The sequence below is a fragment of the Sphingomonas sp. genome, assembly GCF_026460985.1.
Classification (GTDB): Bacteria; Pseudomonadota; Alphaproteobacteria; order Sphingomonadales; family Sphingomonadaceae; genus Sphingomonas.
This window is the reverse complement of sequence record NZ_JAPKNM010000046.1, coordinates 1-12,436: the sequence shown is the minus strand read 5'-3', so window position 1 is coordinate 12,436 and position 12,436 is coordinate 1. Positions and strand designations below refer to the sequence as shown.

Here is a 12,436-nt window from a genome sequence, read left to right as displayed (position 1 = left end):
GGGGTGGGGTGGGGGGGGGGCCCGTGCCTCAAACTCTGTCGCCTGCGGACAGGCCCCACCCCAACCCCTCCCCTGAAGGGGAGGGGCTAGTAAAGGTGGCGATCGACCGTGCCGCCGCCGCCTTCCCCCTATGGTCCGCCACCTCGATCGAACACCGCGCCGCGATCCTAGAACGCCTCGCCGATAGCCTCGAGGCAAACCGCATCGAGCTGATGGCGCTCGCGGTGAAGGAGGCGTTCAAGACGATCCCCGACGCGCTGGGCGAAGTGCGCGAGGCGGCCGACTTCTGCCGCTATTATGCCGCCCGCGCCCGCGCCGATCTGGCGACGGTGACGCTCCCCGGGCCGACCGGCGAGCGCAACGAGCTGCGGATGGAAGGCCGCGGTGTCTGGGCGACGATCGCGCCGTGGAACTTCCCCCTGGCGATCTTCCTCGGCCAGACCGTTGCGGCCTTGGTCACGGGCAACACCGTCGTCGCCAAGCCGGCGCCGCAGACTCCCGAGATCGCGCGCGCGGCGGTGCGACTGGCGCACGCGGCCGGCGTGCCCGAGGACGCGCTGATCCTCCTTCCTGGCGGGCCCGAGGTCGGCGCGGCGATCACCGCCGATCCGCGCATCGCGGGCGTGGCGTTCACCGGCTCGACACCGACCGCGAAGAAGATCGCCCGTGCGCTGCTGGAGGGGGACGATCGCCAGATCGTGCCGCTGATCGCCGAGACCGGCGGGATCAACGTGATGCTCGTCGATTCCACCGCCTTGCCCGAGCAGGTCGTCGCCGACGTGCTGACCTCGTCCTTCCGTTCGGCCGGCCAGCGCTGCTCGGCACTGCGGCTGCTGTTGCTCCAGGAGGAGATCGCCGATCCGGTGATCGAGATGCTGCGCGGCGCGATGGAGACGTTGGTGATCGGCGATCCCGGCGACCCCGCCACCGATGTCGGCCCGGTGATCGATCGCCCCTCTTACGAGAAGCTCATGGGCTATCGCGAGGGCGTGAAGGGGCGCTGGCTCAAGACGCTGCCGGTGCCGGCGAACGGGCTGTTCGTGCCGCCGACGATGATCCGGCTCGAGTCGATGGACCAGCTGACAAGCGAATGGTTCGGCCCGATCCTGCACGTCGCGACCTGGAAGGCGGGCGAGCTCGAGGAGACGATCGACCGGGTCAACGCCAAGGGCTTCGGGCTGACCATGGGGCTGCACAGCCGCATCGCCCGCTCGGGCGAGCTGGCCGAGGCGCGCGCGCGCGTGGGCAATCTCTACGTCAACCGCTCGATGATCGGCGCGGTGGTGGGCTCGCAGCCCTTTGGCGGCGAGGGCCTTTCGGGCACAGGCCCCAAGGCCGGCGGCCCGCACTACCTCCAGCGCTTCTGCGCCGAGCGCTCGGTCTCGGTCGACACCACCAGCGCCGGCGGCAACGCGACGCTGCTTTCGCTTGACGAAGGGGGGATCTAGCGGGCCAAATCCCCCTGGGGCCGAATTCTCGGCCGACATGGGGGAATGGCATGCGAAGCTGGGGAAGCAGCGCGGCGGCGCTGGCGGTGATGTTGTGCGTGGCGGTGCCGGCGGGGGCGAAGGACTCGTCCAAGGCGGAGGCGCCAAGCCTTCCGCCCGCGATGGTCGCGCTGGAGAAGAGCCTCCATCCGCAAACCGGCGACGTCCGCATTCCCGAGGCCAAGGCGGTGCTGCACCTCGGCGACCGCTATTATTTCCTGCCCGCGGCCGAGGCCAGGCGCGTCCTGGTCGAGGCATGGCGCAATCCGCCCGAAAGCGCTGAGGGCGTGCTAGGCATGGTGCTCGAGAAGGACACGACGGTCTTCGACAATGTCTGGGGGGCGGTGATCACCTATGAGGATACCGGCCACGTCGCCGACACCGACGCGAAGACCCAGGACTATGCCGCGGTGCTCAAGGGCATGCAGGAAGGCACCGAGGAGCAGAATGCCGAGCGCAAGCAGGCCGGCTATCCGGCGATGCGTCTCGTCGGCTGGGCCCAGCCGCCTTCGTACGATGCGGGCAACCACGCGCTGATCTGGGCGCGCGAGCTGGCGCTCGAAGGCGATCCGGTCAATGGACTCAACTATGACGTGCGGCTGCTCGGGCGCACCGGGGTGCTCAGCCTCAACATGCTCGCGTCGATGAAGGACATCGGCGACGTTCGTTCCGCGGCGCAGAGCTTCGGGCGGTCGGTGAGCTTCGAGCCCGGCGCGGGCTATGCCGATTTCAATGCCTCGACCGACAAGGCCGCCGAATATGGCCTTGCCGGGCTCGTCGCGGGCGGCGCCGCGATCGGCGTGGCCAAGAAGGTGGGGCTGCTCGCGATCATCCTGAAGTTCGGCAAGTTGATCCTGGTCGGCCTGGCGGCGTTCGGCGCGGCGGCCTTCGGACTCTTCCGCAAGCTGGTCGGCCGCAAGGACGAAGAGGAGACGATCTAAGGCTCAGACGCCGCCGTTGACGTGGAGGATGTTGCCGTCGGGATCCTGGAACCAGATCGCGCGGAAATCGCCCTTCACATGGACGCCGTCGCGCACGGCGTCGAACCCTTCGGGATATTCGTCGAGGGTGACGCCCTTGGCGCGCAGCTCGGCGGCGATTGCCTCGACTTCGCCGCCGGCATCCCAGACCACCGCATTGGCCTTGTTGGTGCCGGCATAGGCGCTCTTGTAGACGTTGAGCCGGCTGGCGCCGGTGGCGAGGGTGAAGACGTCGCCATGATCGGCGGCGAGCGGCAGGCCGAGCGTTCCGGTGTAGAAGCGCTTGGCGGCGTACACGTCGCTGCACGGCACGATCGCAGCCGAGCTCCAGTCCTTCAGCATGTCACTCCTCCTTCGGCGGCGCCTCCAGATGGGTTCCGGAGGCGATCAGATTGACCTGGGTCGGATAGGCGAAGGCTATGCCGTTCTCGCGGAAGCGGGTGAGGATCGCGGCGGCGACATGGTCGCGTGCCTCGGGCGGGAAATCGATGCCCTGCGATTCGAACTCGACGTCGTAATCGAGCCCGCTCGCGCCGAAGCCGGTCAGCCCGCCATGGACCAGCTTGTACCCTTCGCCTTCCACTGCCGCGCGCAGCAGCTCGGGGAGCTTTTGCACCAGCTCGGGCGAGGTATCGTAGCCGAGGCTGAAGACATATTTGAAGCGGTTGCGGATCCGGTGTGTGGTGTTCTGGATCTCGTTGTCGAGCAGCTTGCGGTTGGAGACGATGCGCTGCTCGCCGGTGGGGCCGCGCAGCCGCGTCGACTTGAGGCCGATCTGCTCGACCACGCCTTCGCTGTTGTTGAACTTGATGTTGTCGCCGAGCCGGAAGGGCTTGTCGAAGATGATCGCCAGCGCCGCGAGCAGGTCGCCGAAGATGCCCTGCGCGGCGAGGCCGATCGCGATGCCGCCGACGCCGAGGCCCGCGACCAGGCCGGTGACGTTGACCCCGAGATTGCTCAGCACCATCACCAGCGCGATCGCGAACACGACGATAGAGACGAGCAGCCGGATGATGCCGAGCGCGCTGCTCAGGCCCACCGCGGCGTCGTCGCCCACGGTGCGGTGCTCGACCAGCCCGAAGATGATCTCGCGGATCCAGATCGCCCCCTGGAACACCGCGGCGATGGTGAAGAGGAACTGCACGGTCGACGCGACCACGCCCGGCGCGCCGGCATAGTTGGACACCAGCCGGATCGCGACCATGACGATGAAGAAGCTGGTGGTCTTGGCCACCGCGCGGCCGAAGATCGAATACCAGTTGGCGACACCCCCGCCGCGGCGGCACAGCCGCATCGCCCAGGAGCGCGCCGCATAGAGCGCCAGCACGATCGCCGTCGCGATGCCGGCGGCGATCAGGATGTTGAGCCAGTGCGACTGGACCCAGATCGACGAATCCCGGACGAGGACCTCGGTCTGCGTCTGGAGGTCGTAGTCGGGAAGGAGGGGAGTGGTCTTGTTGGTCATGGAAGCGGTCATGCGGCCTTGGCTTGGGGAGCGGCGACCTCGAGAAAGGCGATCAGACCGCGTTCGTAACGGTTGAGGTAGCGGGTGGCGCGCGGCAGGCGCAAGCGGGCGCGGAACGCGGCCTGCGCCTCCCTGTCCCTGGCGAGCGCGATCAACTGCGGATGGACATAGGATTTGCGCGCGATCGCGGGCGTGTTGCCGAGCGCCTCGGTGACCGGCTCGAGCATCGCCTTGAGGCCGAGAGTCGAATCCGCGGTCGCGAGCGCCTCGAAGGCGATGACGCTGGCACCCCAGGTGCGGAAATCCTTGGCGGTGAAATCCTCCGCCATCGCCTCGCGGATATAGGCGTTGACGTCGGTCGAGCTCACCGGATGCGCCTCGCCCGCCTCGTCGAGCCAGCGGAACAGATGCTGGCCGGGCAGGTCCTGGCAGCGCTTGACGAAGGCCGAGAGCGTCCGGTCGGTGATCGTCATCACGCGCAGCCTGCCCGATTTGGCGCGGAACTGGAGCTTGAGGCGCTGGCCCTTCACCCGAGCGTGGCGTTTGCGGAGCGTGGTCGCGCCGAAGCTCTTATTCTCCTGCGCATAGGCTTCGTTGCCGACGCGGATCGTACCGAGATCGAGCAGGCGGACCACAGCGGCGACGGCCTTTTCCTTGCACATGCCGCGTAGCTTGAGATCGGCCTCGACGCGCTCGCGCAGCCTCGGCAAATGGTGCGCGAAGCCGGCGCAGCGATCGTATTTCGCCGCCTCCTGCGCCTCGCGGAAATCGGGATGGTAGCGATATTGCTTGCGCCCTTTGTCGTCCTTGGCCGTGGCCTGGATATGGCCGTTGGGATCGGGGCAGAACCAGGCGTCGGTATAGGCCGGGGGCAGACCGATCCCGTTCAGCCGTTCGATCGCGCCGCGATCGGTGATCCGCTTGCCTTCGGGATCCCAATAGCCCCAGCCGTGACGCACCTTGCGCCGCGTGATTCCCGGTTCCAGATCATCGACATAGACGATGGCGTCGAGCGTCATCGGGCCTCCTCGCTTGTCCCGTTGAATGCGCGGAGCATCGCTTCGTTCCGGAACCTGCGGGGGACCGGGGCCCGACGGCTATGAGGCGTTGGCTGCCGCGCTCGACCGCGCGATCAGCGACTCTCGGCAGCCGAAATCGGTCGCGGCCGCCCGAGTGACAGGCCGTTCAGCCGGCGCTGCGCCGGGCGCTCGATCCCGTGATAGAGCGCCGCGGAGCTGGCGAGGACGAGCGCGGCGTACAACGCGATCATCGGCCAGCCGACGGCGTGCGCGTCGCCGACAAAGGCGAGCTTGAACGCGAACCAGAGCAGGAAATGGCCGAGATAGGTCGCGTAGCTGATCTCGCCGAGATAGTGGAGCGGCGCGGCGTCGAGCGGGTTGCCCGGCCTGCCGGCACTGAGCGCGAGCGCGAGCAGCAAAGTGGCGAAGGCGGCAGGCACCGCCAGCGTCTCGGACAAGATCCCCGATGTCCAGAGCGCGAGCAGGAACAGTGCGACGGCTGCCGAAGCACAGGCGGGCCAATGCCAACGCTCCCGCCAGCGCAGCCACAATGCGCCGATCGCCGTGCCGCAGGCGAATTCGAGGATGCAGCGGATCAGCCCGAGGCGCGGGATCTGCTCGCCGAGCGTCGCGGCGCCTTGTAGTGCGAACACCATGTGGAGCAGCAGCATCAGCGCGCCGATCGCGACGAGGATCGCGGCGGCGGGGACGCGACGCCAGTCGATCGCGAAGACGAGCAATGGGAAGAGCAGATAGGCGCCGAGCTCGCACGAGATCGACCAGGCTGGGTCGTTCCAGGAGAGCGCGCCGGTGAACCCCCAGTTCTGGAGCAGCATCGCATGGAGCGGCAGCTCGGCAAGCGGGAATTGCGGGGTGTCGCGCCCGGTCATGCGCAGAGCAAGCGCCAGGCAGAGGCCGACGGCGAGCATGAACAGGTGCAGCGGCAAGATACGGGCGATGCGGCGCTGGAGGAACTCGGTTATCCTGCCCGCCCCGCCGTCGCGCAACCGATCCGACCAGCTTATCCAGATCACGAAGCCCGAGAGCAGGAAGAAGAAGTCGACCGCCAGATAGCCTTTGGCGAGCACCGCTTGGGCAGTCGCGGGCAGTCCCGCGATCGAATGGCGGATGTGGAAGAGCACGACAAGCCAAGCCGCGATCCCGCGGACCGAGGTCAGGGCCCGAAGCTCGGTCTTCACGCGGTGGCGACCCGGGCCTTGCGCAGCGGCCGCCACGCGCTCTCGGCCCGCTTGCGCGCCGCATAGGTGTCGAGCCCGATCTGCGCGCCGATCAGCATGTATACGAAGGGCTGGAAGGCGATCGCGATGAAGGTCGCGCCGAGCATGTAGATCACGTGCGCGCTCTGCAACGCCGAGGCGAGTGGCGCGATCCATTCTTGCCCCGGATCGGGCTGGCGGTAGCGCCGGCGCAGCACTTCCATACGGAACAGCCCGGCCAGGTTGATCAGCAGCCAGATCGCGAGGCCCGGATAGCCTTGCTCGCCGAGCATCTCGAAATAGGCGCTGTGATAGGCGCGCGCCTTGTCGACCTCTAGGCTGCGATCGACCTTGGCCACGCCGTCGCCTTCACCCTGCACCGCGACCTTCTCGTAGCGGATGCGGTTCTGGCGATAGGCCTCGAAGCCGCCGCCCATCGGGTGGGTCTTCACATAGTCCATCGTCCACTGCCACACGGCGATGCGGGTCGAGGCCGAGGCGTCGGCCTGGTAGGTCTTGATCGTCCCCATCCGTTCGGTGAACGAGGAGGGGAGGAAGGGAATGGCCGCGAGCCCGAGGCAGCCGAGCGCCGCCAGATAGACGAACTTGCGCCTGGCATCGCGGATCATCAGCAATGCGAGCAGGCCGATGCAGAGCAACCCGGTGCGCGTCGAGGTGCCCACGGGGATCAGCAGGCAGGCGAAGATCAGCGCATAGCAGAAGCCCTTCACCCGCCAGTCGGGCGCGAAGATCGTGCCGTGGCGCGTGAACCAGACGATCAGCGGGATGATCGCGATCGCCACGGTCGAGATGGTCGAGCCTTCGTAAAGGCCCGAATTGTTGGTCACCATCAGGTTGAGCTCGCCATAACCGCCGCCCGAGCCGAGCGTCTTGATGCCGCCGACGATGATGATCGACGCGGCGGAGAGCACCATGAACAGCAACAGCGATTCGATGCGCAGGCGGGTGCGCAGCGTGAGCGGCAGGAAGGCGGCGAAGGCGAGCGCCTTCCACACCCATTCCCATTTGTCCTTGGCCTCCAGGGGGAAATCGGCGTGGAGCGTGGTGTAGAAGCAATAGCCGAGCAGCAGCACGATCAGGAACTGGCGCGGGGCGACGCGGACGTCGCGCTTGTCGTCGACCGCCAGCCAGCCGGCGACGGCCAGCCCCACCGCGATCATCGAGATCGGCACCGAGTTGAGAAGCAGATAGGTCAGCCGCTGCGGCGAGACGATGTCGATATAGGCATAGGCCAGCACGAACAGGAACGGCCGGCGAAAGCCGAACGCCAGCAGGGCCGCGAGGAATCCGACAAAGGCGAGGTCACGCACCGGGCTTTCCCCAGCGGCTCTTCTTCGCCTTGCTCGCCTGATCGTTCGGGCCGGGCTCGTGATCGAGGTCTGGGCGGCGCAGCAGCAGGAACGCCGCGAGCAGCATCAGCCCATGCGAGAGCCCGAGCGATAGATTGTCGATCATGTCCGCTCGCGCGCTCCTTCCGGGCGGATATGTAGCGCGGTCCGGTTGATGGGGCGTAAACTAGGACGGATCGACATTCAAAATCCTCCCCCGCCAGGGGGAGGTGGCGCCGAAGGCGTCGGAGGGGGAGGTAAGCAATGCCCTCTCCAATTGAGCGCAGTGGTTCCGCCCCCTCCGTCACGCTGCGCGTGCCACCTCCCCCTGGCGGGGGAGGATTGAAACGCCTCGCTCGCCTGAATGTCGATCCGACCCAGGACGTGAAGGCGCCCATCCTCTCCACTCACCCAGCCAGAGGCACGACCGAACGGAATCGGTTTGTTGGAACTTCGGCGCGGGACCTAGGTTGTTGCACTTGGTTAACCATTGGAAGAAATGGGATGTCGCAATCTTTGACGAAACTCGCCCCTGCGGTCGTGATCCTGGCTGGAGCGTTGGGCCTGGGCGGCTGTGCCACCGAGAAATATGTGCGAGAGCAGATCGCTCCGGTGAGCCAGCGCGTCGATGCGCTCGAGGCGAAGCTGCAGGAGACCGACGGCACGGCCAAGGCCGCATTGGCGGAGGCGCAGTCCGCATCCGGGCAGGCTCAGAACAACAGCCAGCGTCTCGATCAGCTCAATGGCCGGGTGGATTCCATCGAGCAGCGGATGCAGGCGCAGGCTGAAGCGCCCCGGAAGCGTCCGCGCAATTGATGTCCAAGGGCAGCAAATGCTGACCGGATCGTGATTACCCGCGTCGGTCGCTTCCGCATGCGGCGACCGCCTTATTTCGAGCGTCGCGAGCGATGATCAATGTTCTTATGGGGCTCGCTGGACTCGCGCTGGCGGGTTCGGCGGGGGAGGGCGGCCGGCAGTCGGAAACCCCCGCGCAGGTCCAGCCGGAGACCGTGGATACCGGGCGCGCGTCGGGCCCTTCGGAGGCCGCTGCGCGCGTTGCCGAATGGATCGCGGCGTCGAAAGACAATGGTTCCCGGCCGTACATCATCATCGACAAGATAAACGCCTCGCTCCTCCTGTTCGACGCGAAGGGGAAGCCGATCGGCGTGGCTCCGGTATTGATCGGCGTCGCCGTCGGGGACGACGCCACTCCTGGCGTCGGCAACAAGGCCCTTGCCGAGATCGGACCGGCCGAGAAGACCACGCCCGCCGGGCGCTTCCTCGCGAAATTCGGATTGGCGGCGGGGAAGGAAAAGGTGCTCTGGGTCGATTATGCGACCTCCGTGGCGCTCCACCCGATCCCGAAGGGTGCCAGCAAGGAGGAACGCCGCCGCCAGCGGATGCTGTCGCCGACTTCGGAGGACAACCGCATAACCTTCGGCTGCATCAACGTGCCCATCGCATTCTACAGCAAGAGCGTGCGCCCGCTTTTCCAGAAGCGGGGCGGATATGTCTATGTGCTGCCCGACACCAAGCCGATCGAAGAGGTTTTTCCGCGCTTGCGGGTCCAGGCCCTGGCGGACGGCGACGCATCCTGACGGAAAGACGTCGGTATCGCAGCCGATCGCGGCTGCAAGGCGGTTGCGGGACCCTCGGTCGCATCGATTCGGCTCTGGTTCAAGGCGCGCGTAGCTGCGTCTTGCCGCTTCTGATCCTCCCCCGCCAGGGGGAGGTGTCAGCCGCAGGCTGACGGAGGGGGAGGACGGCGACTCACTATTGGCGTGCTTCCGCCCCCTCCGTCGCGCTGCGCGCGCCACCTCCCCCTGGCGGGGGAGGATTAGAGTCTGATGATTTTACCTTTCCCCGTTCGTTTCGAGCGAAGTCGAGAAACCTCACGCGCGCTCGAGACCCGTTTCTCGACTTCGCTCGAAACGAACGGAGGGAGAATGGGGCCAACTCAAGTCATCCTGATCTAAAAGGGCTGGATGTCGATACGACCCAGGCCCTCACTCGTCGAACGGGTCGCGAGACTCTCTCTTCAGGACCGAGCTTTCGCACCGCCGCATCGCCGCGACGGCTTTCCCGGAACCCTTCAACGGAACGGCGCCGACGAGCTTGTTCTTGTACCAGAAGCCGAGCTTCGTGCTCGCGGCGATGTCGGAGAGGATCTCCTTTCCGCTGAAGACGATCATGAACCCGCGCATTCCATCCGGGCTCACATTGCCGGTCGCGGCCCTTTTGCCCCAGCCCATGTCGAGCTTCCCGCCCTTCTGGAACCCGACCTCGATCTTGTATTCCTTGTCCTGCTCGATCGATTTGAACTCGGGGGAGCGATAGAGCATCACGCCCGCGCGCTTGCGGGGCCTCCAGTGGAAGGCGACGTCCCCGCCGCTCACGAGCGTGGCCGACAGGGTGCACTCGTCTTTCCCGAGTTTCGTGGAAATGGTCCAGCCTTCGACCTTTTCCGTGACGTCCTGCGCCGCGAGCGCCATGGCGAGAACCAACATTACTGATCTCCCGTTCGGTCGTTCCTTAGCGGTTGCCCAGCGGTGGTGGAAGGCGACAGGCCCTTTCGGTTGACGCGCCCTTAACCGCTCCCATGCCATCGCGGCCTCATGCGGATTCTCCACATCCTCGATCACGGCCTGCCGCTCCACAGCGGCTATACCTTCCGCACGCGGGCGATCCTCAAGGCGCAGATGGCGCGGGGCTGGGAAGTGGCGGCGGTCACCGGATGCCGGCACGGCAAGTTCGACGCCGACGAGGAGACGATCGACGGTATCCCGTTCCATCGCACGCCGCGCGTCAATTCGGGCCCGCCGGTGATCGGCGAACTGCGCGAGGTCGCGGCGTTCGCGCGGCGGATCGAGGCGGTGGCGCGCAAATGGCGGCCGGACATCCTCCATGCCCATTCGCCGGTGCTCGATGCGATGGCGGCGCAGCGCGTCGCCGACCGGCTCGGCCTGCCCCTGGTCTACGAGATCCGCGCCTTCTGGGAGGACGCCGCCGTCGGCAACGGAACGGGCCGCGAAGGCAGCCTCAAATATCGCGCCACCCGCGCGCTCGAGACCCGGGCGGTGCGCAAGGCGGATGCGGTGGCGGTGATCTGCGAGGGGCTGAAACGCGACCTCGCCGCGCGCGGGATCGACCCGGGCAAGATCTTCGTCTCCCCCAACGGGGTGGACCTCACCTTGTTCGGCGAGCCCTTGCCTTATGACGCCGCGCTGGCGGCGCAGCTGGGCGTCACGGGTGCCGAGACGATCGGCTTCATCGGCAGCTTCTACGATTACGAAGGCCTGGACGTGCTGATCGAGGCGATGCCGGCCCTGGTCGCGGCGCGGCCGTCGATGCAGCTGATCCTGGTGGGGGGCGGGCCGATGGAGGCGCAGCTCCGCGCGCAGGCCGAGGCATCGCCGGCCGCGGAGCGCATCCGCTTCGTCGGTCGCGTGCCGCACCAGGAGGTCGAGCGTTACTACAGCCTGGTCGACGTGCTGGTGTACCCCAGGAAAGCCATGCGGCTGACCGACCTGGTGACGCCGCTCAAACCGCTCGAGGCGATGGCGCAGCGCCGGCTGGTGGCGGCGTCGGACGTCGGCGGGCACCGCGAGCTGATCCGCGACGGCGACACGGGTACGCTCTTCGCGCCCGACGATCCCGCGGCGCTGGCGGCGTCGGTGGCCGGGCTGCTGGCGGACCGCGACCAATGGGACGCACGGCGGTCGCGGGCGCGAGCCTTTGTCGAGAACGAGCGTAACTGGGCGGTAAATGTCGCGCGGTATGAGTCTGTTTACCAAAATCTAGCAGAGTCGCGCCCCATGAAGGATTCGCGGTCGCACGCATCTCCGGTGAACGCATGAACCTGCCGATCGCACCCCTGGTTGCCGGTGTGCTCGGAGGTGCCGTCGCGCTGTGCGCGTTGGTAGTGCCGACGTCGGTGCTCGAGGCGCTGGTGATGGACAGCGGCATTGCCGCGGTGCTCGCCGCCGCCGAGCCGCCGCTCGGCTTCACCGCGCGCGCCGGCATCGCGCTCGCGGGGGGTGGGACGGTCGCGTTGTTCAGCTGGTTCGCCTTGTCCGTGCTGCTCGGCGCGCGCGGCGTGACCATCGGCAAGGCCGAAGCGCCCGATTTCGACACTGTCGCAACACCGGTGCTGCGCCGCGCCGATGCGCATCCCGATGCGCCCCCGCGCCCGCCGCTGCTGGCCACGCGCGACCTGGGCATGCCGTTCCTCGATATCCGTAGCCCCGCCGAGCCCGAGCCCCTGGTTGCCGAAAGCCTCATCGCCGAACCGGTGCACGTCGTCCTCGTCGAGCAACCGCTTCCGCGCGATCTCGATCAGCCGCTCTCGGCCTTCGATCCCGATGCGGTGCCCGACGTGCCGATGCCGGCGCCGGTGGCTTTGCCTTCGCTCGCCCGCACGCCGCGGCCGCCGGTGTTCGACGAGACCGAGCGCTTCGAGGTCTTCGAGCTGACCCCGCCGGTCCGCGAACCCGCGCCCACGCCGCGGCTGGTGACCCGGAGCGAGGAAGCCATCACCCGCCCCGAGACCGAGGCCACGGTGCATGCGCTGCTCGAACGGCTCGAGCGCGGTGTGGTACGCAAGGCGGCGGTCGCGTCGCCTCCGGTTCGCGTCGAGCGCCGCGCGAAGGAACGCGGGCTCGAAGACGCGCTCGTCACGCTCCGCAACATGGCGCGGCGCGCTTAGGTCGTATCGACATTCAGTTTGAAGGCTCCCCTCCCTGCTTGCAGGGAGGGGCAGGGGTGGGTGCGCGCGTCTGCGCGCCTAAAAAAGACTCACCAATCGTGCCGCAAAAGGCACCGGCCGGGGCATCGAGCCCCGGCCGGTGCCAACCCACCCCTAACCCCTCCCTTGCAGGGAGGGGGAATTTGAATGTCGATACGATCTAACGCTCCTCCAC

Annotated in this window: 12 protein-coding genes and 1 pseudogene; 6 read left to right on the top strand and 7 right to left on the bottom strand. The window is 67.3% G+C overall.

The window, feature by feature from the left end; all coding sequences use genetic code 11:
- Positions 1–92: 92 nt before the first annotated feature.
- Together MT490_RS07460 and MT490_RS07455 are read left to right on the top strand one after the other, a co-directional pair.
- A pseudogene (locus tag MT490_RS07460) lies at positions 93–1,448 on the top strand (L-glutamate gamma-semialdehyde dehydrogenase); the annotation flags it as partial.
- A gap of 50 nt (positions 1,449–1,498) precedes the next feature.
- Positions 1,499–2,428, top strand: coding sequence for a DUF2167 domain-containing protein (locus MT490_RS07455; protein ID WP_297385670.1), 930 nt, complete (start codon positions 1,499–1,501; stop codon positions 2,426–2,428).
- A gap of 3 nt (positions 2,429–2,431) precedes the next feature.
- Here MT490_RS07455 and MT490_RS07450 read toward each other — a convergent pair whose 3' ends face one another.
- The 6 genes from MT490_RS07450 to MT490_RS07425 form a co-directional block, all read right to left on the bottom strand.
- Positions 2,432–2,809 (bottom strand): VOC family protein, encoded by a 378-nt coding sequence (locus MT490_RS07450; protein ID WP_297385668.1) that lies wholly within the window; start codon positions 2,807–2,809, stop codon positions 2,432–2,434.
- Position 2,810: 1 nt separating this feature from the next.
- On the bottom strand, positions 2,811–3,944 hold the full coding sequence (locus MT490_RS07445; protein WP_297385666.1) for a mechanosensitive ion channel domain-containing protein: 1,134 nt from the start codon (positions 3,942–3,944) through the stop codon (positions 2,811–2,813).
- On the bottom strand, positions 3,941–4,951 hold the full coding sequence (locus MT490_RS07440) for a DNA topoisomerase IB (protein ID WP_297385664.1): 1,011 nt from the start codon (positions 4,949–4,951) through the stop codon (positions 3,941–3,943). The genes MT490_RS07445 and MT490_RS07440 overlap by 4 nt, the downstream gene beginning before the upstream one ends.
- A gap of 113 nt (positions 4,952–5,064) precedes the next feature.
- The gene (locus tag MT490_RS07435; RefSeq protein ID WP_297385662.1) at positions 5,065–6,150 is read right to left on the bottom strand and encodes an acyltransferase; all 1,086 of its coding nucleotides are present in this window, start codon (positions 6,148–6,150) and stop codon (positions 5,065–5,067) included.
- Entirely contained in the window at positions 6,147–7,499 is a 1,353-nt protein-coding gene (locus tag MT490_RS07430) for a putative O-glycosylation ligase, exosortase A system-associated (RefSeq protein ID WP_297385660.1), read from the bottom strand. The genes MT490_RS07435 and MT490_RS07430 overlap by 4 nt, the downstream gene beginning before the upstream one ends.
- Positions 7,492–7,644, bottom strand: a complete 153-nt coding sequence (locus MT490_RS07425; protein WP_297385659.1) for a hypothetical protein — start codon at positions 7,642–7,644, stop codon at positions 7,492–7,494. Before MT490_RS07425 ends, MT490_RS07430 begins: the two co-directional genes overlap by 8 nt.
- Positions 7,645–8,021: 377 nt before the next feature.
- On the opposite strand from MT490_RS07425, the gene MT490_RS07420 reads away from it, so the two are divergent.
- Positions 8,022–8,333, top strand: coding sequence for a hypothetical protein (locus tag MT490_RS07420; protein WP_297385658.1), 312 nt, complete (start codon positions 8,022–8,024; stop codon positions 8,331–8,333).
- Between the two features lie 194 nt (positions 8,334–8,527).
- On the top strand, positions 8,528–9,115 hold the full coding sequence (locus tag MT490_RS07415) for a hypothetical protein (protein WP_363321734.1): 588 nt from the start codon (positions 8,528–8,530) through the stop codon (positions 9,113–9,115).
- A gap of 408 nt (positions 9,116–9,523) precedes the next feature.
- Here the strand turns inward: MT490_RS07415 and MT490_RS07410 are convergent, their stop codons facing one another.
- Complete coding sequence (locus tag MT490_RS07410; RefSeq protein WP_297385655.1) at positions 9,524–10,009, bottom strand: hypothetical protein; 486 nt, start codon at positions 10,007–10,009, stop codon at positions 9,524–9,526.
- 123 nt (positions 10,010–10,132) lie between these two features.
- On the opposite strand from MT490_RS07410, the gene MT490_RS07405 reads away from it, so the two are divergent.
- A complete protein-coding gene (locus MT490_RS07405) occupies positions 10,133–11,374 on the top strand; it encodes a TIGR04063 family PEP-CTERM/XrtA system glycosyltransferase (protein ID WP_297385654.1) in 1,242 nt (413 codons plus the stop codon).
- Positions 11,371–12,222: a hypothetical protein gene (locus MT490_RS07400; RefSeq protein WP_297385652.1), complete on the top strand. Its 852-nt coding sequence runs from the start codon at positions 11,371–11,373 to the stop codon at positions 12,220–12,222. The genes MT490_RS07405 and MT490_RS07400 overlap by 4 nt, the downstream gene beginning before the upstream one ends.
- Positions 12,223–12,436: the final 214 nt, after the last annotated feature.

Excerpts from the sequence above, each read along its gene's own strand:
- MT490_RS07445 (WP_297385666.1), bottom strand. The coding sequence starts at position 3,944 with ATGACCGCTTCCATGACCAACAAGACCACTCCCCTCCTTCCCGACTAC.
- MT490_RS07410 (WP_297385655.1), bottom strand. The coding sequence starts at position 10,009 with ATGGCGCTCGCGGCGCAGGACGTCACGGAAAAGGTCGAAGGCTGGACC.
- MT490_RS07405 (WP_297385654.1), top strand. The coding sequence starts at position 10,133 with ATGCGGATTCTCCACATCCTCGATCACGGCCTGCCGCTCCACAGCGGC.
- MT490_RS07455 (WP_297385670.1), top strand. The coding sequence starts at position 1,499 with ATGCGAAGCTGGGGAAGCAGCGCGGCGGCGCTGGCGGTGATGTTGTGC.
- MT490_RS07425 (WP_297385659.1), bottom strand. The coding sequence starts at position 7,644 with ATGATCGACAATCTATCGCTCGGGCTCTCGCATGGGCTGATGCTGCTC.
- MT490_RS07420 (WP_297385658.1), top strand. The coding sequence starts at position 8,022 with ATGTCGCAATCTTTGACGAAACTCGCCCCTGCGGTCGTGATCCTGGCT.
- MT490_RS07400 (WP_297385652.1), top strand. The coding sequence starts at position 11,371 with ATGAACCTGCCGATCGCACCCCTGGTTGCCGGTGTGCTCGGAGGTGCC.
- MT490_RS07440 (WP_297385664.1), bottom strand. The coding sequence starts at position 4,951 with ATGACGCTCGACGCCATCGTCTATGTCGATGATCTGGAACCGGGAATC.
- MT490_RS07450 (WP_297385668.1), bottom strand. The coding sequence starts at position 2,809 with ATGCTGAAGGACTGGAGCTCGGCTGCGATCGTGCCGTGCAGCGACGTG.